This is a genomic window from Streptomyces sp. NPDC093221 (assembly GCF_044753885.1).
GTDB lineage: Bacteria > Actinomycetota > Actinomycetes > Streptomycetales > Streptomycetaceae > Actinacidiphila.
The window spans coordinates 93,000-113,665 of the sequence record NZ_JBIVOA010000002.1 but is presented as its reverse complement, the minus strand read 5'-3'; the positions used below and the strand labels follow the sequence as shown (position 1 = coordinate 113,665).

General features: G+C 71.5%; 23 protein-coding genes and 1 pseudogene. 21 read left to right on the top strand and 3 right to left on the bottom strand.

The window, feature by feature from the left end; all coding sequences use genetic code 11:
- Positions 1-16: 16 nt before the first annotated feature.
- Both ACIQCJ_RS06655 and ACIQCJ_RS06650 read right to left on the bottom strand, forming a co-directional pair.
- On the bottom strand, positions 17-523 hold the full coding sequence (locus ACIQCJ_RS06655; RefSeq protein WP_355346374.1) for a DUF402 domain-containing protein: 507 nt from the start codon (positions 521-523) through the stop codon (positions 17-19).
- A 253-nt stretch (positions 524-776) separates the two neighbouring features.
- On the bottom strand, positions 777-1,652 hold the full coding sequence (locus ACIQCJ_RS06650) for an SAM-dependent methyltransferase (RefSeq protein WP_355346377.1): 876 nt from the start codon (positions 1,650-1,652) through the stop codon (positions 777-779).
- Positions 1,653-1,864: 212 nt separating this feature from the next.
- On the opposite strand from ACIQCJ_RS06650, the gene proS reads away from it, so the two are divergent.
- The 18 genes and pseudogenes from proS to ACIQCJ_RS06560 all read left to right on the top strand — a co-directional run bounded on the left by proS (position 1,865) and on the right by ACIQCJ_RS06560 (position 16,898).
- Entirely contained in the window at positions 1,865-3,277 is a 1,413-nt protein-coding gene (gene proS / locus ACIQCJ_RS06645; protein ID WP_355346380.1) for a proline--tRNA ligase, read from the top strand.
- 198 nt (positions 3,278-3,475) lie between these two features.
- Positions 3,476-4,066: a hypothetical protein gene (locus tag ACIQCJ_RS06640; RefSeq protein ID WP_402710899.1), complete on the top strand. Its 591-nt coding sequence runs from the start codon at positions 3,476-3,478 to the stop codon at positions 4,064-4,066.
- A gap of 149 nt (positions 4,067-4,215) precedes the next feature.
- Complete coding sequence (rpsP, locus tag ACIQCJ_RS06635; protein ID WP_355346383.1) at positions 4,216-4,668, top strand: 30S ribosomal protein S16; 453 nt, start codon at positions 4,216-4,218, stop codon at positions 4,666-4,668.
- 2 nt (positions 4,669-4,670) lie between these two features.
- Positions 4,671-4,910: an RNA-binding protein gene (locus ACIQCJ_RS06630; RefSeq protein ID WP_355346386.1), complete on the top strand. Its 240-nt coding sequence runs from the start codon at positions 4,671-4,673 to the stop codon at positions 4,908-4,910.
- Between the two features lie 114 nt (positions 4,911-5,024).
- Positions 5,025-5,651 (top strand): ribosome maturation factor RimM, encoded by a 627-nt coding sequence (gene rimM, locus ACIQCJ_RS06625; protein WP_402710898.1) that lies wholly within the window; start codon positions 5,025-5,027, stop codon positions 5,649-5,651.
- A 1-nt stretch (position 5,652) separates the two neighbouring features.
- Complete coding sequence (gene trmD / locus ACIQCJ_RS06620) at positions 5,653-6,474, top strand: tRNA (guanosine(37)-N1)-methyltransferase TrmD (RefSeq protein WP_402710897.1); 822 nt, start codon at positions 5,653-5,655, stop codon at positions 6,472-6,474.
- Positions 6,475-6,614: 140 nt separating this feature from the next.
- Positions 6,615-6,965 (top strand): 50S ribosomal protein L19, encoded by a 351-nt coding sequence (gene rplS / locus ACIQCJ_RS06615; protein ID WP_093716565.1) that lies wholly within the window; start codon positions 6,615-6,617, stop codon positions 6,963-6,965.
- 32 nt (positions 6,966-6,997) lie between these two features.
- Positions 6,998-7,759, top strand: coding sequence for a signal peptidase I (gene lepB, locus ACIQCJ_RS06610; protein WP_402710896.1), 762 nt, complete (start codon positions 6,998-7,000; stop codon positions 7,757-7,759).
- Positions 7,752-9,038: a signal peptidase I gene (gene lepB, locus ACIQCJ_RS06605; protein WP_402710895.1), complete on the top strand. Its 1,287-nt coding sequence runs from the start codon at positions 7,752-7,754 to the stop codon at positions 9,036-9,038. The genes lepB (ACIQCJ_RS06610) and lepB (ACIQCJ_RS06605) overlap by 8 nt, the downstream gene beginning before the upstream one ends.
- 106 nt (positions 9,039-9,144) lie before the next feature.
- Positions 9,145-9,909 carry a signal peptidase I gene (gene lepB / locus ACIQCJ_RS06600; protein WP_391050382.1) on the top strand — a complete coding sequence of 255 codons (765 nt, stop codon included), beginning with the start codon at positions 9,145-9,147 and terminating at the stop codon, positions 9,907-9,909.
- Between the two features lie 97 nt (positions 9,910-10,006).
- On the top strand, positions 10,007-10,771 hold the full coding sequence (gene lepB / locus ACIQCJ_RS06595; protein WP_355346404.1) for a signal peptidase I: 765 nt from the start codon (positions 10,007-10,009) through the stop codon (positions 10,769-10,771).
- Between the two features lie 5 nt (positions 10,772-10,776).
- Entirely contained in the window at positions 10,777-11,256 is a 480-nt protein-coding gene (locus tag ACIQCJ_RS06590; RefSeq protein ID WP_355346595.1) for an NUDIX hydrolase, read from the top strand.
- Between the two features lie 40 nt (positions 11,257-11,296).
- Complete coding sequence (locus ACIQCJ_RS06585; RefSeq protein ID WP_188281213.1) at positions 11,297-11,623, top strand: DUF2469 domain-containing protein; 327 nt, start codon at positions 11,297-11,299, stop codon at positions 11,621-11,623.
- A gap of 162 nt (positions 11,624-11,785) precedes the next feature.
- Positions 11,786-12,170: pseudogene (locus ACIQCJ_RS06580) on the top strand (YraN family protein).
- Entirely contained in the window at positions 12,170-13,801 is a 1,632-nt protein-coding gene (locus tag ACIQCJ_RS06575; protein WP_402710894.1) for a YifB family Mg chelatase-like AAA ATPase, read from the top strand. The pseudogene ACIQCJ_RS06580 and the gene ACIQCJ_RS06575 overlap by 1 nt, the downstream one beginning before the upstream one ends.
- 194 nt (positions 13,802-13,995) lie before the next feature.
- Positions 13,996-15,162 (top strand): DNA-processing protein DprA, encoded by a 1,167-nt coding sequence (gene dprA / locus ACIQCJ_RS06570; protein ID WP_402710893.1) that lies wholly within the window; start codon positions 13,996-13,998, stop codon positions 15,160-15,162.
- 281 nt (positions 15,163-15,443) lie between these two features.
- Positions 15,444-16,280 carry an RNA polymerase sigma factor WhiG gene (whiG, locus tag ACIQCJ_RS06565; protein WP_355346480.1) on the top strand — a complete coding sequence of 279 codons (837 nt, stop codon included), beginning with the start codon at positions 15,444-15,446 and terminating at the stop codon, positions 16,278-16,280.
- A gap of 30 nt (positions 16,281-16,310) precedes the next feature.
- Positions 16,311-16,898, top strand: a complete 588-nt coding sequence (locus tag ACIQCJ_RS06560) for a helix-turn-helix domain-containing protein (protein WP_355346483.1) — start codon at positions 16,311-16,313, stop codon at positions 16,896-16,898.
- Here ACIQCJ_RS06560 and ACIQCJ_RS06555 read toward each other — a convergent pair.
- A complete protein-coding gene (locus tag ACIQCJ_RS06555; RefSeq protein ID WP_402710892.1) occupies positions 16,861-17,514 on the bottom strand; it encodes a peptidoglycan DD-metalloendopeptidase family protein in 654 nt (217 codons plus the stop codon). The genes ACIQCJ_RS06560 and ACIQCJ_RS06555 overlap by 38 nt on opposite strands.
- A gap of 265 nt (positions 17,515-17,779) precedes the next feature.
- On the opposite strand from ACIQCJ_RS06555, the gene rpsB reads away from it, so the two are divergent.
- The 3 genes from rpsB (at position 17,780) to pyrH (ending at position 20,632) form a co-directional block, all read left to right on the top strand.
- Positions 17,780-18,697, top strand: coding sequence for a 30S ribosomal protein S2 (rpsB, locus tag ACIQCJ_RS06550; protein WP_402710891.1), 918 nt, complete (start codon positions 17,780-17,782; stop codon positions 18,695-18,697).
- A gap of 173 nt (positions 18,698-18,870) precedes the next feature.
- The gene (tsf, locus tag ACIQCJ_RS06545) at positions 18,871-19,707 is read left to right on the top strand and encodes a translation elongation factor Ts (RefSeq protein ID WP_391050340.1); all 837 of its coding nucleotides are present in this window, start codon (positions 18,871-18,873) and stop codon (positions 19,705-19,707) included.
- Positions 19,708-19,873: 166 nt separating this feature from the next.
- A complete protein-coding gene (pyrH, locus tag ACIQCJ_RS06540) occupies positions 19,874-20,632 on the top strand; it encodes a UMP kinase (RefSeq protein ID WP_355346495.1) in 759 nt (252 codons plus the stop codon).
- Positions 20,633-20,666: the final 34 nt, after the last annotated feature.

Here is a 20,666-nt window from a genome sequence, read left to right as displayed (position 1 = left end):
TCGCAGGGCCCGGCGCTCAGGCCAGCAGCCCGCGCAGCCCTCCGGCCCGTGCCAGCGCCTCCAGTTCGTCCAGCGCGCGGACGGCCCGCCCCGCGGCCTCGGGGTCGGTGCCCGGCAGGCCGCTCGCCGCGAACTCGTCCTCGTCCAGGCGCAGTACGGCCGTGCCGTCGGCGGACACCCACAGGTCGAGGTCCAGATCCTCGACGGTGAGGCCGTCGGCGGCCACGAGCGCGGGCCTGGCGATGTCGCAGTACCAGCCCTTGAGGCAGCCGCGCCCGTCGCGCACCTCCTTCACGGCGTACCAGCGGTCGCGCCAGTAGGTCTCGGTGAACACGTCGCCGGGCTCGAAGCGGACGAAGCCGAAGTCCCTGGCCTCGGGCGCCGCCCAGTCGGCGCGTACGGTCACGCGTACGCCGTCGTCGTGCAGCACGGTCGCGGGATAGCGGCGCTTCTCGCGGCCGGCCTTCGTCAGGCGGACGGTGGTCGGGGCGGCGGCCGGGAGCGGCGGGGGAGTGTCGGGCATGCCGCCGACCCTGTCCGACGCGCGGCGGGGCGAGCCACCGAATTTCCGCGGACCGCCTGGTTCTGCGCGAGCCACCGGATGCCCGCGGACCGCCAGGTTCCCCGCGAGCCACCGGATGCCCGCGGACCACCGGATTCCTACGGCCCCGCGCGGTTTCGGCGGGTGGGCCGGCCGGACCGCGTGCGCCGCTTCGTATACGACGCCGGCGCGGGTTCGGACGCGGACCCGTTATCGGAGCGGGGCAAGATTTTACCTACGCCCGCCTCCGCGCGGCCTGCCCGCCGGGCCGGTCTCCGCCGGGATCACCCGCGTCCGGCGTGCGGACGATCAGATACCGGAAGACGTTCTCCATCCGCACCGAGCCGTCCGGCCGCCGGTACGGGTGCAGCGCCTCGGCGATCTCCTTGTCGACCTGCTGCCGGTCGGTGGCCTCGACCGCCGCGTCGAAGAGCCCGGTGGAGAGCAGACCGCGCACCGCGCTCGGCAGATCCGGGTAGCCGAAGGGGCAGGACACCCGCCCCGAGCCGTCAGGGCGCAGCCCCGCGGCGAGCGCCAGATTCTCCAGGTCGTCCCGGCCGCTGAGCCGTACCTCCCGGGCGGCGGGCCCGCGCGGCTCCGCCAGCCGGGTCGCCACCCGCAGGACCCGCGAGGTCGCGCACCGCTCGGGCGGACCCCAGCCCGCCAGGACGATCGCGGTGTCCGGGTCCGCCGTGGCCGCGGCGGCGCACAGCGACGGCAGCAACTCGGCCGCGGGAGCCGCCGGGTCGAAGGCCGTGACCAGGTCGAAGCCGCCGGTGAGCCGGTGCGGAACACCCGCCGTCAGCCGCGTCCTGCCCCGGGCGCGCGCCGGTCCGCCCCAGGGATGCGCGGGAAGCAGCCGCTCGCGGGCCAGCGCCAGCCGCTGCTCGTCCGTCTCGAAGCCGGTGACGGCCGCGCCCCGGTCCGCCGCCAGCAGCAGCGCGAGCCCCGCGCCGCAGCCGAGGCCCAGTAACCGGGTGTCCGCGCCGACCTCCAGCCGGTCGTACACGCTCTCGTACAGCGGGACGAGCATCCTTTCCTGGATCTCCGCCCAGTCCCGCGCCCTGCTCTCCGCGTCGGACCTGGTTCCGCGATAGAGCGTAGAAGCCATCGACCGCCCCAATCAGATGTGCGCCGTCGTTTTGCCCCCGTGGTGCCGTACCTGCCGCTTGCGTCCCCGAAAGCCAGACAACTGCTGAATCCCGACGCCGTCCAGGGTCCGGAGTGCCCATTTTTGGAACTACCCGCCCAGGCGCCGCACCGGTCCCGGGGCCGACCGGACCGATTCACGCTCGGGGCGGGCGGGGCCGTAACATCTGCGTCATGGCAAAGGCTCCCGTTCTCACCCCCCAGGCGGACGATTTCCCGCGCTGGTACCAGGACCTGATCAGCAAGGCCGAGTTGGCCGACAACGGCCCGGTGCGCGGCACCATGGTCATCCGGCCTTACGGCTACGGGCTGTGGGAGCGGATGCAGCAGGACATGGACGCGCGGATCAAGGAAGCGGGCGCGCAGAACGCGTACTTCCCGCTCTTCATCCCGCAGTCGTACCTGACGCGCGAGGCCGAGCACGTCGAGGGCTTCGCGCCCGAGCTCGCGGTCGTCACGCACGCCGGCGGCAAGGAGCTGGAAGAGCCGATCGTCGTCCGGCCCACGTCCGAGACGATCATCAACGAGTACTTCTCCAAGTGGGTGCAGAGCTACCGCGACCTGCCGCTGCTGATCAACCAGTGGGCGAACGTGGTCCGTTGGGAGCTGCGCCCGCGGCTGTTCCTGCGCACCACCGAATTCCTCTGGCAGGAGGGCCACACCGCCCACGCCACGTACGAGGACGCGCGCGCCTACGCCGCCCGGATCCAGAAGGACGTCTACGCGGACTTCATGGAGAACGTGCTGGCGATGGACGTCGTCCTCGGCCGCAAGACCGCCAAGGAGCGGTTCGCGGGCGCGATCAACACCCTCACCCTGGAAGGGATGATGGGTGACGGCAAGGCGCTCCAGCTCGGCACCAGCCACGAACTGGGGCAGAACTTCGCCAAGGCGTTCCACACGCAGTACCTGTCGAAGGACGGCACGCAGGAGCACGTCTGGCAGACGTCCTGGGGCAGCACGACGCGGATGATCGGCGCCCTGGTGATGACGCACGGCGACGACAACGGGCTGCGGGTGCCGCCGAGGCTCGCGCAGACCCAGGTCGTGGTGCTGGCGATCAAGGGCGACGAGGCGGTCGTCGCCAAGGTGCGGGAGATCGGCGAGACGCTGCGCGCGGCCGGGCTGCGCGTGCACGTGGACGACCGCACCGACACCCCCTTCGGCCGCCGCGCGGTCGACTGGGAGCTGAAGGGCGTGCCCGTCCGCGTCGAGATCGGGCCGCGCGACCTAGAGGCGGGCACCGCGATGCTGGCCCGCCGGATTCCCGGCGGCAAGGAGCCGGTCGCGATCGACACCCTGGCCGACCTGCTGCCCAAGGTGCTCGAAGAGGACCAGGCGACGCTGCTGCGCGAGTCCCGCGAGCGCCGGACGTCCCGCACCGTGGACGTCACGACGATCGAGGAGGCCGCCGAGGCCGCCGCCACCGGCTGGGCCCGCATCCCCTGGGCCGACCTCGGTCCCGAGGGCGAGGCCAAGCTGGCTGAGCAGGGCGTTTCCGTACGCTGCCTGGTCGCGCCCGACGGTTCGGTGCCGGACGCCGACGACACTCCGGGCACGCTGGCGATCGTCGCGCGCGCCTACTGAGGCCGCTCGCGTCCGCTGACCGAAAAGCGGCGTGCGTTATATGTGAATCGTCCGTCGATGGGGCGGGTGCGCGGGTTCTCCACAGACCTGCACACCCGCCCTTCGTCATGCGCATCATCCGGAACTGACCGATCAGTGCAAATTATTTACGGTAGCCCGGTATCGGAACACCGGGAGCGCCCGGCTCGTTGTCACGGCGTGAGCACGACACCACCTGTTCTCGCCGCCGAGCTGGCAGTCGCCTGGGCCGATATTCAACGGCACCATCCCGAGCTGCCCGACCTGGCCGCGCCCGAGTCCCTGATCGGAGAGTCGTCGTCCGCCTGCGGCAACGCGCTCTCCTTCGAAAGGCTGCTGCACGAGGCCGTGCACGGGATCGCCGCTGCCCGCGGAATCCGTGACACCTCGCGTGCCGGCCGCTACCACAACCGCCGATTCCTGGCCATCGCCGACGAAATGGGCCTCGATCACGCGGAGGAGCCGCACCCGAGCAGCGGCTTCTCCCTCGTGGTGATGCGCCCGGACACCCGGAAGCGTTACCGGGTCACCATCGACCGGCTACAGCGCGCCCTCAAGGCGCACACCGTGGCCACCACCGCCGACACCGCACGCTCCTTCCGCGGGCCGGCCGCCAGGCACGGCTCGTCGGGCGGCGGGGTACGGGTCAAGGCCGTGTGCGACTGCGGGCGCAATGTCCGGGTCGTCCCGTCGGTGCTGGCCCAGGCGCCCATCATGTGCGGGGCCTGCGGGCAGCCGTTCCGGATCCCGGAGGTCGTCGGGGTCGGCTGAGTGTGGCAGAATGTCCAGTCGAGAACTCGACAGCCGTGCAGGAACCCTCTCTCCTTCGGCTGACGCGTCCACCGGGCGCGACGACTCCCACAACCCCACGTGGAAGTCCGCCGTGCCCAAACACGTCAATTCCAGGAGAACCCACTCCCGTGGCAGTCAAGATCAAGCTGAAGCGTCTGGGCAAGATCCGTTCGCCTCACTACCGCATCGTCGTCGCCGACTCCCGTACCCGCCGTGACGGCCGGGCCATCGAGGAGATCGGCCTGTACCACCCGGTGCAGAACCCCTCGCGCATCGAGGTCGACTCGGACCGCGCGCAGTACTGGCTCTCCGTCGGCGCCCAGCCGACCGAGCCCGTGCTCGCCATCCTGAAGCTCACCGGCGACTGGCAGAAGTACAAGGGCCTCGACGCCCCGGCACCGCTGCTCGTCGCCGAGCCGAAGGCCGACAAGCGCGCCCTCTTCGAGGCCGCCGCCAAGGACAGCGCGGACGAGCCCAAGGGTGAGGCGATCACCCCGAAGGCGAAGAAGTCCGAGAAGTCCGAGAAGAAGGCCGATGACACCGCCGAGGCTCCGGCCGCGGCCGAGTCGACCGAGGCCTGAGCATGCTCGAGGAGGCCCTTGAGCACCTCGTGAAGGGCATCGTCGACAATCCTGACGATGTGCACGTGGGTATGCGCACCCTGCGTCGCGGCAGCGTGCTCGAGGTCCGGGTGCACCCCGACGACCTCGGCAAGGTGATCGGCCGCAACGGCCGTACCGCCCGCGCGCTGCGTACCGTCGTGGGCGCCCTCGGCGGCCGTGGTGTCCGTGTCGACCTCGTCGACGTGGACCAGGTTCGCTGAGCGGGCCGACACAGAGAACACCGGCGCGGGCCGGGGGTGGCAGTCGCCGCTCCCGGCCCGCGCCGCGTTCGTACCCTTTTCATCCCTGTTCCGGAGTCGGAGAGTGAGCCGTACATGCAGTTGGTAGTCGGCAGGATCGGCCGCGCCCACGGCATCAAGGGCGAGGTCAGCGTCGAGGTGCGGACCGACGAGCCGGAGTTGCGGCTCGCGCCCGGAGCCGTCCTCGCCACCGACCCGGCCGCCACGGGCCCGCTGACCATCGCCACCGGACGCGTGCACAGCGGCCGGCTGATGCTGCGCTTCGAGGGCGTCGCCGACCGCACCGCCGCCGAAGCGCTGCGCAATACGCTGCTGATCGCCGAGGTCGACCCGGAGCAGACGCCGGAGGACCCCGAGGAGTTCTACGACCATCAGCTCATCGACCTCGACGTCGTGACGGTCGACGGGCGCGAGGTCGGCCGGATCGCCGAGATCAGCCATCTCCCGTACCAGGACCTGCTGATCGTCCGGCGGCCTGACGGCACCGAGGTGCTCATCCCGTTCGTCGGCGAGATCGTGCCGGAGATCGACCTGGAGGAGCAGCGCGCGGTGATCGACCCGCCGCCAGGGCTGCTGGACGAGGCCGACGCGGAAGTGGCGACGTCCGGCGAGGGCGCGGGCGGCGCCACGTCCGGCGGCGCCACGGATGACGGCGCCACTGATGCCGACGCCACGTCCGGCGACGACGCGGGCGGCGTGTGACATGCGGATCGACGTCGTCACGATCTTCCCCGAGTACCTGGAGCCGCTGAACGTCTCGCTGGTCGGCAAGGCGCGGGCGAGCGGGCGGCTCGACGTGCGGGTGCACGACCTGCGCGGGTGGGCGTACGACCGGCACAACACGGTGGACGACACCCCGTACGGCGGCGGACCCGGCATGGTCATGAAGACCGGCCCCTGGGGCGAGGCGCTCGACCAGACCCTCGCCGACGGCTACGAGGCGGGCGCCCACTGTCCCGCGCTCGTCGTCCCCACCCCCAGCGGCCGGCCCTTCAGCCAGGCGCTCGCCGTCGAACTCTCCGCCAGCCCCTGGCTGATCTTCACACCCGCCCGCTACGAGGGCATCGACACCCGCGTCACCGACGAGTACGCGGCCCGGCTGCCGGTCCACGAGGTCTCCATCGGCGACTACGTGCTGGCCGGCGGCGAGGCGGCGGTCCTGGTGATCACCGAGGCGGTGGCCCGGCTGCTGCCCGGCGTCCTCGGCAACGCCGAGTCGCACCGCGACGACTCCTTCGCGCCGGGACCGATGGCCAATCTGCTGGAGGGCCCGGTCTACACCAAGCCGCCGCAGTGGCGCGGGCGCGGCATCCCCGACGTGCTGCTCAGCGGCCACCACGGCAAGGTCGCGCGCTGGCGGCGGGACGAGGCGCTGCGCCGTACCGTCGCCAACCGGCCCGACCTGGTGGAGCGTTGCGACCCCGCGGCCTTCGACAAGAAGGACCGCGAGATGCTCTCCATCCTCGGCTGGGGCCCCGGCCCCGACGGCCGATTTGGGCCCAGCCCGGAGGCCGTGGAAGAATGAGCCGCTGCTGTCCGTCCGGCGCGCGCCCCTGCCACAGGGGGAACGACGTCCGTCCGACGCGGCGGCACCCCATTTTTTGGCAAATCCGCATCGCGACATTCCGTCGATGACCTGTGGCATCGGCGAGGAAGCAGAATCTCATGCCCAACCTGATCGACAGCGTCAACAGCGCCTCGCTGCGCACCGACGTCCCGGCCTTCCGCCCCGGCGACACCGTCAACGTCCACGTGCGCGTCATCGAGGGCAACCGCTCCCGTGTGCAGCAGTTCAAGGGTGTTGTCATCCGCCGCCAGGGCGCGGGCATCAGCGAGACCTTCACGGTCCGCAAGGTCAGCTTCTCCGTCGGCGTCGAGCGCACGTTCCCCGTGCACACCCCGATCGTCGAGAAGATCGAGGTCGTCACCCGCGGTGACGTCCGTCGCGCGAAGCTGTACTACCTCCGTGAGCTGCGCGGCAAGGCCGCGAAGATCAAGGAGAAGCGCGACAACTGATCCATGGGAAGGCCGGATAAGCTCTGGCCTCGATGGACAGCGAAGCGACACTTCCGGAACGCGACCGTTCCTCTCCCGCCGACGAGGCGGATACGGAGGAGCGGTCGCGTTTCGTCGTGTCAGGACGCGACGCGGCGGGTCCCGGATCCCGGTTCCCGATGCGGGTCCTCGTGCGCGAGGCCGTGCCGCGCTGGTGGGCGGAGTGGCGGCGTACGGTGCTGCTCGCGGTCGGCTGCGTCGTCGCGCTGCTGCTGGTGAGCACGTATGTCGTGCAGCCCTTCCAAGTGCCCAGCGGCTCCATGGAGAACACGCTGCGGGTCGGCGACCGGGTGCTGGTCAACAAGCTTGCGTACCGTTTCGGCGGCCATCCGCGGCGCGGGGACGTGATCGTCTTCGACGGCGACGGATCGTTCACTCAGCAGGGTGGGACGGACTACGTGAAGCGCGTCATCGGCATCGGCGGCGACCGCGTCACCTGCTGCGACAAGCAGGGCAGGCTGCTGGTCAACGGCCGCCCGCTGGACGAGGGCTACCTCTTCCCCGGCGACGCCCCCTCGCGGGTACCTTTCGACATCGTGGTGCCGGACGGAAGGCTGTGGGTGATGGGCGACCACCGCGACGACTCCCGCGACTCACGGGACCACCTCGGGGAACCGGGCGGCGGCACCGTACCGCTCGGCAAGGTGATCGGCCGGGCCGAGTGGATCGGCTGGCCGTTCGGCCACTGGACCCGGCTCAACCGCCCCGCGACCTTCGCCGCCGTCCCCGCACCCGCCGCGGGTCACCATGGGTAACCGCGGGCGGCCCCGCTACGGCCACCACCGCGCCGCCCCGGTGACGGGCGCGGCGGGCTCCGGCACGGGCGGCGCCCCGGGAAGCGGCACGGGCGACGGCGCGTACGGCGGACCGCCCGGCGGCGGCAGCACTCGTATCGAGCGCCGCAAACTGGCCCGCAAGGTCAAGCGCAAGCGCCGCCGCTCGCTCGCCAGGGAGGTGCCGCTGCTGGTCATGGTGGCCCTGCTGATCGCGCTGGTGCTCAAGACGTTCCTGCTCCAGGCGTTCGTCATCCCGTCCGGGTCGATGGAGCAGACCATCAAGATCGGCGACCGGGTGCTGGTCGACAAGCTCACCCCGTGGTTCGGCGCCGAGCCGCACCGCGGTGACGTCGTGGTCTTCAAGGACCCCGGCGGCTGGCTGCCGCCCGAGGAGCAGAAGAAGCCCGACCCCGTGGTGATCAAGCAGGTGAAGCAGTTCTTCACCTACATCGGCCTGCTGCCGTCCGCCGACGAGCAGGACCTGATCAAGCGGGTCATCGGCGTCGGCGGCGACACCGTGAAGTGCTGCGACGCCGACGGGCGCATCACCGTCAACGGTGTGCCCCTCAGTGAGCCGTATCTTTACGCCGGTAATCCACCCTCAATGATGAAATTCACCGTGCACGTACCGCAGGGCAGGCTGTGGGTGATGGGCGACCACCGGTCGGATTCGGCCGACTCGCGGTACCACACGGACAAGCCCGGAGGCGGCACGATTCCGCTGAATCTGGTGGTGGGAAGGGCCTTCGTCATCGCCTGGCCGTTCGGTCACTGGGAGCGACTGAAGGAACCCGGCACGTTCGCGTCCGTCCCCGACGCGCAGGTGGCGGCGACCGCGGCCACAGCCGGGACGGCTAGGGTGGCCCAGGCCAACAACGGCCAAGGAACGAGCCAGACACCGACTCCTGCGGAACTCCCGCTCGTTATGGGAGTGGCGGGCCTGCGCCGGAAACGGGGCAGGCGGCGGACTGGAGTGAGGAGTGGATGTGGGGGACCTGGTGGTCGGCGCACGGTCTGGATCCGGCGAGCCCGAAAAAGGGGATGTCACGGTGCCGTCTGTCGACAAGTCGGAGGCCGATGGCCGAGTCCCCGAGCCCGCGGACAGTACGGAGTACGGCGGCGGGCAGTACCCGGGCGGCGGGTCGTACCCCGGCAGCCACGCCGATGCGGGTCAGGTTCCCGGCCAGGCTCCGGAGGCCCCCGCGGGGCCGGCGGACGGCACGGACCCGCGGGACCCCGCGGCGGGCGGTCCCGCTGACCGCCCCCAGGGTCCCGGCGGTCCCGGGGACCCCGGCTCGGGTGACGGGCCGCCGTCCCACTCCTCGGGCGGCTCCGCGAGCAAGAACCGGTCGTTCTGGAAGGAACTGCCGCTCCTGATCGGCATCGCGCTGGTCCTGGCGCTGCTGATCAAGACCTTCCTGGTGCAGGCGTTCTCCATCCCGTCCGACTCCATGCAGCACACGCTGGAGCGCGGCGACCGCGTCCTGGTCGACAAGCTCACCCCCTGGTTCGGCTCCAAGCCGAGCCGCGGCGAGGTCGTCGTCTTCCACGACCCGGGCGGCTGGCTCGGCGAGAATCCGCCCGCCAGCGGCAACGCGGTGACCAGGGGCGTGCAAAAGGGCCTCAGCTTCATCGGCCTGATGCCGTCCGCCGAGGAGAAGGACCTGATCAAGCGGGTCATCGGCGTCGGCGGCGACACGGTCGAGTGCAACGGCACGGGACCGGTGAAGGTCAACGGCAAGGCGCTGGACGAGCCGTACGTCTTCGCGGGCAACACCCCCTGCACCCCCGACCGGCCGTTCAAGGTCACCGTGCCCAAGGGCCGGATCTGGGTCATGGGCGACCACCGCCAGGACTCCCTCGACTCCCGGTACCACATGACGCTGCCCGGCGGCGGCACCGTGTCCGACAACGAGGTCGTCGGCCGCGCCGTGACGGTGGCCTGGCCGGTCAACCGCTGGGACTGGCTCTCCATCCCCAGCACCTTCAGCCAGCCGGGCATCAACGCGGCGGGCACCGCGGGCCCGGCCGCGGTGGGCCTCCTCGGTGCCGCGCCGCTGGTGCTGATGCGCCGCCGCAAGCTGCTGCGCGCACAGCCGCCGGTCACTCCGGAGACGGAAGAGGACTGACGGACGTACCCGGCCCGCGGCGGCGGGCGCCCGATCGAGCACCGACGGGCGTCCGGGCCTACGGTCCGGGGCGTACCGCCGGGTAGGGTTCCGGTCCATGAGCAGCAGCAGTGCGATACGCAAGGGTGAGGGCCGGTTCGGACGTACGGTGTCCGGGCTGGCCATCGCTCTTGGCTGTGCCCTGTTCCTCGGCGGCTTCGCCTGGGGAGCGGTCGAGTACCGGCCGTACACAGTGCCCACCAATTCCATGCAGCCGACCGTGCAGCCGGGCGACCGGGTGCTGGCCCAGAAGGTCTCCGGCTCCGATGTGCGCCGCGGCGACGTGGTGGTCTTCCAGGACAAGCTCTGGGGCGACCTGCCCGAGGTCAAGCGGGTCGTCGGCGTCGGCGGCGACGTCGTCAAGTGCTGCGACACCCAGAGCCGCCTCACGGTGAACGGCACGGCGGTCGACGAAGAGGGCTATCTCGACGGCTCCGACGCCTCCGCCGCACCCGGTGGCTCCGGCCTTCCCGGCGTTCCCGCCTCCGTGACGAAGTTCAGCACCACGGTGCCGCGCGGCTCGCTCTTCCTGCTCGGTGACAACCGCGCGGTCTCCCAGGACTCCCGTATCCGCCTCAGCGACGCCCAGCACGGCGCGGTCCCCGTGAGCGCCGTCAAGGGCCGCGTGGACGGCACGGTGTGGCCCATGGGGCGGATGGGGACGCTGTCGCCCACGACCGCCTTCAAGGCCGTGCCGGGCGGCGGTACGTCCGCCGAGGGGCCGCTGCGCTGGATCGTCGTCATGGTGGTCGTGGGCGCCGTGCTGATTCTCGGCGGCGCGGCGTACGGACCGGTGGCCGGGCTGCTGAGGCGGCGCAGGTGACCGTGGTGCGTCGGCGCGTCGCCCGTGTGGTGCTGCTCGACCCGGCGGACCGGATCCTGCTGCTGAACGGCGTCGATCCGGCCGATCCGGCGGTGGGCTCGTGGTTCACGCCGGGCGGCGGGGTCGAGGGCGGTGAGAGCCTGGAGGAGACGGCGCTGCGCGAGCTCGCCGAGGAGACCGGCATCACCGATGTACGGCTCGGCCCGGTGCTGTGGGAGCGGACCAGCTCCTTCAGCTTCGACGGGCGGCGCTGGGAGCAGGACGAGTGGTACCACCTGGGCCGTACCGACACCGTCGACGTCGACACCAGCGGCCAGACGGACCTGGAACGCAGAAGTGTCTCGTCGTTGCGCTGGTGGACCTGCGAGGAACTTTTGCGCACTCGTGAGACTGTGTACCCCATCAGACTCGCTGAGCTGCTGCGTACGCTGCTCGGCGAAGGCCCCCCGCAATCCCCGATCCCCCTGGGGACGGAGCGCGACTGACGCACAATGGGGGGCACGTACGGCTGAAGGGGAACATGCCATGAGCGCCGAGGACCTCGAAAAGTACGAGACCGAGATGGAGCTGAAGCTCTACCGGGAGTACCGCGATGTCGTTGGCCTGTTCAAGTACGTGATCGAGACCGAGCGGCGCTTCTACCTCACCAACGACTACGAGATGCAGGTGCACTCGGTCCAGGGTGAGGTCTTCTTCGAGGTCTCGATGGCCGACGCCTGGGTCTGGGACATGTACAGGCCCGCCCGCTTCGTCAAGCAGGTCCGTGTCCTCACGTTCAAGGACGTGAACATCGAGGAGCTGAACAAGGCGGATCTGGATCTGCCGTCGGACGAGTCGGGCTTCAATAGTTGAAGCTGAGGCCCTTTTGAGGGGCCTTCGGGGGTGCCGGTGCGCTCTTGGTGGGGCGCGGGCCGGGTGCTGGCGCGGGCCCAGGCGCGGGGCGCGGTGCGGGGTCGCGGGGAGTTATCCACAGGCTGGGACCAAGATCATCTTCGGCGGTCGAACTCTGTCACAGTGAGTGACGGAGGTGGTACGCATGAACGCACGAGGTGCGCTGGGGCGGTACGGCGAGGGGCTGGCGGCCCGCAGGCTGGAGGACGCGGGACTGACCGTGCTCGACCGGAATTGGCGGTGCGGGCGCGACGGGGAGATCGACATTCTGGCGTCCGAGGGGGACGCCCTGGTGGTGTGCGAGGTGAAGACCCGCCGTGACGGCGGCTTCCAGCACCCCATGGCGGCGCTCGGGCCGCGGCAGATCCACCGGCTGCGGTCGCTCGCCGACCGCTGGGCGGCGGAACACGGCGGCGCGCCACCGGGCGGCGTGAGAATCGACCTGGTCGGCGTCCTGCTGCCCGCCCGCGGCGCGGCCCGCGTCGAGCATGTGCGGGGGGTGGCGTGATGGGCTTCGCCCGTACGTGCTCGGTCGCGCTGATCGGCGTCGAAGGCGTCGTGGTCGAGGTCCAGGCCGACCTCGAACCCGGCGTGGCGGCCTTCGCCCTGGTCGGACTGCCCGACAAGAGCCTCACCGAGAGCCGCGACCGGGTGCGCGCCGCGATCGTGAACAGCGGCGAGGTCTGGCCGCAGAAGAAGCTCACCGTCGGCCTCAGCCCGGCCTCGGTGCCCAAGGGCGGTTCGGGGTTCGATCTCGCCGTGGCGTGTGCGATCCTCGCCGCCAACGACCGCATCGCCCCCGGATCCATCGCCGATCTCATGATGATCGGTGAGCTGGGACTCGACGGACGGGTCCGCCCGGTCCGGGGGGTGCTGCCCGCCGTCCTGGCGGCGGCCGACGCCGGATACCGGCACGTCGTGGTGCCGGAGCGCACCACGGCCGAGGCATCCCTGGTCCCCGGCGTCTCCGTCCTCGGCATCCGCACCCTGCGGCAGCTCGTCGCCCTCCTCAACGACGAGCTGGCCCCCGAGGAGGACCAAGACCCGGCGCGGGCGGACGGCCGCCCCGACCCGATACTGGCCGGGCTGACCGTGCCGGGCGGCGGCGTCGGGACCGGACTGGCCGGCAGCCTCGGTGACGCCTCGCTCACCGGCCACGGCCCCGACCTGGCCGACGTCGCCGGACAGCGGACCGCCCGCACCGCGCTGGAGGTCGCCGCCGCCGGCGGACACCATCTGTATCTGAAGGGCCCGCCGGGCGCGGGCAAGACGATGCTCGCCGAGCGACTGCCCGGCATCCTGCCGCCGCTCACCCGCCAGGAGTCCCTGGAGGTCACCGCCGTCCACTCGGTGGCGGGCATCCTCCCGCCAGGACGGCCCATGGTCGACGCCCCGCCGTACTGCGCGCCGCACCACTCGGCCACCATGCCCTCGCTGGTCGGCGGCGGCAGCGGACTGCCCCGACCGGGCGCGGTCTCGCTCGCCCATCGCGGGGTGCTGTTCCTTGACGAGGCTCCGGAATTCAGCGTGCGGGCGCTGGAGGCGCTGCGGCAACCGCTCGAATCGGGCCATGTCGTGGTCGCCCGCGCGGCGGGCGTGATGCGGCTCCCGGCCCGCTTCATGCTGGTGCTCGCCGCCAACCCCTGTCCCTGCGGGCGCTACTCGATGCTGGGCGAGGGCTGCGACTGCTCGCCCACCGCCGTCCGCCGCTACCAGGGCAGGCTTTCGGGGCCGCTGCTGGACCGCGTCGACCTGCGCGTCGAAGTGGAATCCGTCAGCAGATCCGACCTCCTCGGCCAGGGCCCCGGCGAATCCACCGCCACCGTCGCCGCCCGGGTCGTCGCCGCCCGCGAGCGTGCCGCGACCCGCTACCGGGACACCCCCTGGAAGCTGAACAGCGAGATCCCCGGCCACGAGATGCGCACCCGCTGGCACGTCGCCCCCGGCGCCCTGCACCCCGCCGAGCGCGACATGGAACGCGGCCTGCTCACCGCCCGCGGCCTCGACCGCGTCCTGCGCGTCGCCTGGTCCCTCGCCGACCTCGCGGGCCACGACCGCCCCGACGTCGACGACGTCTTCCAGGCGCTCCACCTCAGGACCGGTGTCAGCCGCGGGGTGCCCGTAGCGGGAGGTGTGTGATGCGGCGGCGGAAGGGGGCGCCGGGCCCCGATGGGGCCGGGCCGCCGGGGGAGGAGACGGCCACCGGATCGGCCGCCGAGGTTGGCGCAGGGAGGGTCCGGGGTTCGCAGGCCGCCGATGGCTCTCAGGTCGGCGCCGCGGCCGGTGGGGCCGGTCCACCGACGCCGGCGGTGCCCCCGCCGACGGTGCCCGCTTTGGCGGTACCTGCCTTGGCGGCTGCCGTGCCGGAGGCGGAGCGGTTGGCGCGGGTGGCGATCACGCGGATCGCCGATCCCGGGGACGAGGTGGTGGGGCGGGCGCTGCGGGAGAGGGGAGCCGAAGAGGTGCTGCGCGCGCTACGGGAGGGGGAGGCGCTGCCCGGAGCCGGTCCGCGCCGGACCGACGGATACCGGACGCGGTCGGTTCGGGCCGACCCCGAGCGGGATCTGGAGGCCGCACGCCGGGCCGGAGGACGGTTCGTGTGCCCCGAGGACGCCGACTGGCCGGGGCAGTTGGACGACCTCGGGCCGCAGCGCCCGTACGGCCTGTGGGTGCGCGGGCAGCCGTCGCTACGGCTGTGGGCACTGCGCTCGGTGGCCGTGGTCGGCGCACGGGCCTGCACCGACTACGGCGCCCACATGGCGGCGCGGCTCGGCGGGGGACTGGCACGGGCGGGCTGGGTGGTGGTCTCGGGAGCCGCCTACGGGGTGGACGGTGTGGTGCACCGGGGTGCGCTGCGGGCGGGCGGCGCCACCATCGGCGTGGTGGCCAGCGGCGTCGATGTGCCGTACCCGCCGGGCAACGCCCAGTTGATCGGCGAGATCGCCGAACGCGGCCTGCTCGTCGGTGAACTGCCGCCGGGCGACCACCCCACCCGCAGCAGATTCGTGCTGCGGAACCGGGTGATCGCCGCCCTGACCCGCGGCACGGTGGTGGTCGAGGCGCGCTACCGCAGCGGTTCCCTGGTCACCGCGCGGCGGGCCGCCCAGTTGGGGCGGGTGACGATGGGGGTGCCGGGGCCCTGCACGAGCGGTCTGTCGGAAGGGGTGCACGAACTGCTGCGCGGGGACGCCGTGGTGGTGACCGACGCGGCCGAAGTCATCGAGATGGTGGGGGAGATCGGCGCCGACCTCGCACCCGCCCGCCGCGGACCCGTACTGCCGCGCGATCTGCTCGACCCGGCGGCGGCCCGCGTGCTGGAAGCGCTCCCCGGTCAAGGGGACGCCCGCGAAGAGGAGATCGCCCTCGCCGTGGGGTCCACCAGCGACGACACGCTGAGACGGCTCTACGAATTGCAGGCCCTCGGCTTCGTCGAACGCGACGACGGGCGGTGGAAGTTGGTCCGTACCGCGCACGACGGCGCGCCGCGTCGGGAGGGTTGACGCCATCGACACACCATCAGGTGACAGGAAACCGCCGTGACCTGGGACGATCGTAGGACCGGCCGCGGGCGGCCCGGCGGCCCACCATGATGACCCGAGGGGCTCCCGCGCGGGCCCCGTACCGGGCGGTATAGCCGGTCCGGTGAGCGCGCACCGGTAGAGGAACGTATCTGCGCATGTCCCATATGGATGATGTAGCAATAAGCGACACTATGGTCACGCTACGCTCGCGGAGGCTCGATTTCCCGCCCACGTCTCGGCAGAACGGCTCAAAACGGCACATGCCCCAGTACACCCCCGGGTCCGAGCGGGCGACGGCGGCGACCGCCCCCCGCACCTCCCCTCGGCCAGCCGCCCCCACGTCGCTCGACGAACTGTGGCGGACCTATAAGTCCACGGGGGACGCCCGGCTGCGGGAGCAGTTGATCCTGCACTACTCGCCGCTGGTGAAGTACGTGGCGGGCCGGGTCAGCGTCGGACTCCCGGCCAACGTCGAGCAGGCCGACTTCGTCTCCTCCGGGGTGTTCGGACTCATTGACGCGATCGAGAAGTTCGACCCGGAACGCGCGATCAAATTCGAGACCTACGCGATCACCCGTATCCGCGGCGCCATGATCGACGAACTGCGCGCGCTCGACTGGATCCCGCGCTCCGTCCGGCAGAAGGCGCGCGCCGTCGAACGCGCCTACGCCACCCTTGAGGCCAAGCTGCGCCGCACTCCGAGCGAGCCCGAGGTGGCGGCGGAGATGGGCGTCGGGATCGAAGACCTGCACGCGGTGTTCAGCGCGCTGTCCCTGGCCAACGTCGTCGCGCTGGAGGACCTCCTGCACGCGGGCGGCGAGGGCGGCGACCGGCTCAGCCTCGTCGACACCCTGGAGGACACCGGCGCCGACAACCCCGTCGAGGTCGCCGAGGACCGTGAGCTGCGCCGACTGCTCGCCCGCGCGGTCAACACCCTTCCCGAACGCGAGAAGACCGTCGTCACCCTCTACTACTACGAGGGCCTGACACTCGCCGAGATCGGCCAGGTACTCGGCGTCACCGAAAGCAGGGTCAGCCAGATCCACACCAAGTCCGTCCTCCAACTACGGGCAAAGCTGGCCGACGTCGGGCGGTGACAGGCGCGGCACAGTGTCTACAGTGGTGGGATGCCCAGGATTCGAGCGGCCTCGGTGGCCGAACACCGGACGATGCAGCGCCAGGCCCTGCTGGACGCCGCGCGTTCGCTGCTGTCCGAGGGCGGCACGGAGGCGCTGACCTTCCCCGCCCTGGCCGAGCGCACCGGACTGGCGCGCTCCTCGGTCTACGAGTACTTCCGCTCCCGCGCCGCGGTGGTCGAAGAGCTGTGCGCCGTGGACTTCCCCGTCTGGGCCGCCGAGGTCGAGGCCGCCATGCAGGCCGCCGACACCGCAGAGGGCCAGATCGAGGCCTACGTACGCAGCCAGCTCGCGCTGGTCGGCGACCGCCGCCACCGCGCCGTCGTCGCGATCTCCGCCGGTGAACTGGACGCGGGCGCCCGCGAGAAGATCCGCGCCGCCCACGGCGGCCTGGTCACGATGGTCGGCGCCGCCCTCGCGGCCCTCGGCCACGCCGAGCCCCGCCTGACCGCCATGCTCCTGCAAGGCGTGGTCGACGCCGCGGTCCGCCGGATCGAACTCGGCGCCGCAGAAGACCCCGTCCACATCACCGAGTCGGCCGTCACGATGGCGCTGCACGGGGTGACCGGCCGCCCCTGACCCGGGCTGCCGCCTCCGCCTTCCGTACCGTCCCGTCCGCCGCCGCGCCGAACACCGGCAGCAGCCGGGAGGGCCCCGCGCGCAGCAGCCACGGCGGCAGCAGGGTCAACGGGTCGAGGTAGACGTCACCCCGCAGGAGGCCCCAGTGGAGGCAACCGGGTGAGCGGTGGACGGCGGAGTCGGTCACCACTCCCAACGGCCCGCCCGCCGCGAGCCGGGTGCCGACCGCGACCGTCCCCCGTACCGGCTCATAGGTGACGCGCAGGCTCGCGTCCGGCCGGTCGAGCCGCAGCACGACGACATCGGTGCCCGCCACCTTCCCCGCGAAGGTCACCTCGCCGGGAGCCGCCGCCCGCACCACGCTCCCCGGCCCCGCGCGTAAGTCGACCCCGCGGTGTCCCGCGGCATAGGGCGTCGCGGGCGGCTCGAAGGCGCGCAGCACCGCCGGCCGCCCCCGTACTCCCGGCCCTGTCACGGGCCAGCAGCGCGCGTCCGAGCCGGCGCCCGCGCACCCCCCGCCGCTCGCCGTCCCCGTGCCGCCAGCCGTCCCCGTGCCGCCGGGGAGGGCCGTCAGCAGAGCCGTCATCACCACCGTCAACCACATGTGAAGTGCCATGGCACGAGCATCCCGGATCCGGGCGGCGAAAGATGATCATGGTCCTGGCCTGTGGATAACTCGGGTGTCGCCCGGCACTCCACCGGTCCCGTACACTTTCTCTGGCGATCCGGGTCACCGGGTCGACTTCGCACGCCCCGCCACCCACTCCCCTCATCGGGACGGTGGCCGCGCCCCTCGGTCCCTCGTGGCACGGCGCGTCGGGACGTCAGGCGCGACCGCCGTCCGGCGGTCGCGATAACCGAGTACCTCAAGGAGTACGGCCATGGCCGTCGTCACGATGCGGGAGCTGCTGGAGAGCGGCGTCCACTTCGGGCACCAGACCCGTCGCTGGAACCCGAAGATGAAGCGCTTCATCTTCACCGAGCGCAATGGCATCTACATCATCGACCTGCTCCAGTCGCTGTCGTACATCGACCGCGCCTACGAGTTCGTCAAGGAGACCGTCGCGCACGGCGGCTCCATCATGTTCGTCGGCACCAAGAAGCAGGCGCAGGAAGCCATCGCGGAGCAGGCCTCCCGCGTCGGCATGCCCTACGTCAACCAGCGCTGGCTGGGCGGCATGCTCACCAACTTCTCGACCGTCTACAAGCGCCTCCAGCGCCTGAAGGAGCTCGAGGAGATCGACTTCGACGACGTGGCCGCGTCCGGCCTCACGAAGAAGGAGCTGCTGGTCCTCTCCCGCGAGAAGGACAAGCTGGAGAAGACCCTCGGCGGCATCCGCGAGATGCAGAAGGTGCCGAGCGCCGTCTGGATCGTCGACACCAAGAAGGAGCACATCGCCGTCGGTGAGGCGCGCAAGCTCCGCATCCCGGTCGTCGCGATCCTCGACACCAACTGCGACCCCGACGAGGTCGACTACAAGATCCCGGGCAACGACGACGCGATCCGTTCCGTCACGCTGCTCACCCGTGTGATCGCCGACGCCGTCGCCGAGGGCCTCATCGCCCGCTCCGGTGCCGCCACCGGTGACAAGAAGGCCGAAGGCGTCGCCGAGCCGCTCGCCGAGTGGGAGCGTGACCTGCTCGAGGGCGAGAAGAAGGCCGACGAGGCGCCCGCCGCCGACGCGACCGCCGCCGCTGCCGAGGCTCCGGCCGACGCCGCCCCGGCCGACGCCGAGACCGCCGAGGCTCCGGCCGACGCCGCCCCGGCCGCCACGGAGGGCGAGTCCGAGCAGGCCTGAGCCTGTTCCGACCCGTACCGACGGCACACCGGCACCACCGGTCAACCGCACAGCAGCAGGACGCGTATCGCGTACGACGCGTACGACGTGAACCACGCGTGACGACGGCGGGGGCCCATGCCCCCGCCGTCCACCCGTAGATCCACCGACCATTCGGGAAGAGACTTAAACCCATGGCGAACTTCACCGCCGCTGACGTCAAGAAGCTCCGCGAGCTGACCGCCGCGGGCATGATGGACTGCAAGAACGCCCTTGTGGAGGCCGAAGGCGACCTGGACAAGGCCGTCGAGATCCTTCGGGTCAAGGGCCAGAAGGGCGTCACCAAGCGCGAGGGCCGCTCGGCCTCCAACGGTGCGGTCGTCTCCCTGATCGCCGCCGACAACTCCGAGGGCGTCCTCGTCGAGCTGAAGTGCGAGACGGACTTCGTCGCCAAGGGCGACAAGTTCGTCGCCGTGGCCGACGCCATCGCCGCCCACGTCGCCGCCAGCAAGCCGGCCGACATCACGGCGCTGCTCGGCTCCGAGATCAAGGACGGCCAGACCGTCCAGGCGTACGTGGACGAGGCGAACGCCACCCTCGGCGAGAAGATCGTGCTCGACCGCTTCGCCCAGTTCTCCGGCACCTACGTGACCTCCTACCTGCACCGCACCAGCCCCGACCTGCCCCCGCAGGTCGGCGTCCTGGTCGAGCTGGACAAGGCCGACGCGCAGGTCGCCAAGGACGTCGCCCAGCACATCGCCGCCTTCGCGCCGACCGCCCTGTCCCGCGACGAGATCCCGGCCGAGACGGTCGAGAACGAGCGTCGCGTCGCCGAGGCCACCGCCCGCGAGGAGGGCAAGCCCGAGGCCGCCCTGGCGCGCATCGTCGAGGGCCGGGTGAACGGCTTCTTCAAGGAGAACGTCGTCCTGGAGCAGGCCTTCGCGAAGGACTCCAAGAAGACCGTCCAGAAGGTGCTGGACGAGGCCGGCGTCACGCTGAAGCGTTTCGCGCGTTTCCGCGTCGGCGTCTGATCGCGCTGGACACGAAAGCAGCGAATGACCGACGGCCCGGCTAGGGTCGTACGCGGTCGGCCGCCCGCCGACCGGCCGCAGATGTGACGAGGAGGCCATTGCCGTACAGGGAACCCACGAGGACCCGCGGCAATGGCCTCCTTCGTACGTGCACGAGGAGATCTCCATGGACAAAGGCGCCGATACGGCCCACCACACCACCGCCCACCGCCGCTATCTGCTGAAGCTGTCCGGCGAGGCGTTCGCCGGGGGAGGCGGTCTCGGAGTCGATCCCGACGTCGTGCACGCCATCGCCCGCGAGATCGCCGCGGTCGTCGCGGACGGCTACGAGATCGCCCTCGTCGTCGGCGGCGGCAACTTCTTCCGCGGCGCAGAACTCCAGCAGCGCGGCATGGACCGGGCCCGCTCGGACTACATGGGCATGCTCGGCACGGTCATGAACTGCCTGGCCCTCCAGGACTTCCTGGAGAAGGAGGGCGTCGAGACCCGCGTGCAGACCGCGATCACCATGGGCCAGGTCGCCGAGCCGTACATCCCGCTGCGGGCCGTACGGCATCTGGAGAAGGGCCGCGTCGTCATCTTCGGCGCCGGTATGGGCATGCCGTACTTCTCCACCGACACCACCGCCGCCCAGCGGGCCCTGGAGATCGACGCGGCGGCCATGCTGATGGGCAAGAACGGGGTCGACGGGGTCTACGACTCCGACCCCAAGCTGAACCCGGACGCGGTGAAGTTCGACGCCCTGGAGTACGGCGAGGTCATCACCCGCGACCTGCGGGTCGCCGACCTCACCGCGATCACCCTCTGCCAGGACAACAAGCTGCCGATCCTCGTCTTCGAGCTGCTCGCCGAAGGGAACATCGCGCGGGCCGTGAAGGGTGAGAAGATCGGCACGCTGGTCAACGACCGGGGCTCCAGGGCTTAATGACCGCCCGAGCGCCGGGTGGTGACACGTCCCG

Bases quoted from the DNA above. Each gene is read 5' to 3' on its own strand.
- ACIQCJ_RS06630 (WP_355346386.1), top strand. From the start codon at position 4,671: ATGCTCGAGGAGGCCCTTGAGCACCTCGTGAAGGGCATCGTCGACAAT.
- proS (WP_355346380.1), top strand. From the start codon at position 1,865: ATGGCAAAGGCTCCCGTTCTCACCCCCCAGGCGGACGATTTCCCGCGC.
- lepB (WP_402710896.1), top strand. From the start codon at position 6,998: ATGGACAGCGAAGCGACACTTCCGGAACGCGACCGTTCCTCTCCCGCC.
- ACIQCJ_RS06575 (WP_402710894.1), top strand. From the start codon at position 12,170: ATGGGCTTCGCCCGTACGTGCTCGGTCGCGCTGATCGGCGTCGAAGGC.
- ACIQCJ_RS06560 (WP_355346483.1), top strand. From the start codon at position 16,311: ATGCCCAGGATTCGAGCGGCCTCGGTGGCCGAACACCGGACGATGCAG.
- trmD (WP_402710897.1), top strand. From the start codon at position 5,653: ATGCGGATCGACGTCGTCACGATCTTCCCCGAGTACCTGGAGCCGCTG.
- whiG (WP_355346480.1), top strand. From the start codon at position 15,444: ATGCCCCAGTACACCCCCGGGTCCGAGCGGGCGACGGCGGCGACCGCC.
- ACIQCJ_RS06655 (WP_355346374.1), bottom strand. From the start codon at position 523: ATGCCCGACACTCCCCCGCCGCTCCCGGCCGCCGCCCCGACCACCGTC.
- ACIQCJ_RS06650 (WP_355346377.1), bottom strand. From the start codon at position 1,652: ATGGCTTCTACGCTCTATCGCGGAACCAGGTCCGACGCGGAGAGCAGG.
- tsf (WP_391050340.1), top strand. From the start codon at position 18,871: ATGGCGAACTTCACCGCCGCTGACGTCAAGAAGCTCCGCGAGCTGACC.
- rimM (WP_402710898.1), top strand. From the start codon at position 5,025: ATGCAGTTGGTAGTCGGCAGGATCGGCCGCGCCCACGGCATCAAGGGC.
- rplS (WP_093716565.1), top strand. From the start codon at position 6,615: ATGCCCAACCTGATCGACAGCGTCAACAGCGCCTCGCTGCGCACCGAC.
- rpsB (WP_402710891.1), top strand. From the start codon at position 17,780: ATGGCCGTCGTCACGATGCGGGAGCTGCTGGAGAGCGGCGTCCACTTC.
- ACIQCJ_RS06555 (WP_402710892.1), bottom strand. From the start codon at position 17,514: ATGGCACTTCACATGTGGTTGACGGTGGTGATGACGGCTCTGCTGACG.
- lepB (WP_402710895.1), top strand. From the start codon at position 7,752: ATGGGTAACCGCGGGCGGCCCCGCTACGGCCACCACCGCGCCGCCCCG.
- ACIQCJ_RS06585 (WP_188281213.1), top strand. From the start codon at position 11,297: ATGAGCGCCGAGGACCTCGAAAAGTACGAGACCGAGATGGAGCTGAAG.
- pyrH (WP_355346495.1), top strand. From the start codon at position 19,874: ATGGACAAAGGCGCCGATACGGCCCACCACACCACCGCCCACCGCCGC.
- lepB (WP_355346404.1), top strand. From the start codon at position 10,007: ATGAGCAGCAGCAGTGCGATACGCAAGGGTGAGGGCCGGTTCGGACGT.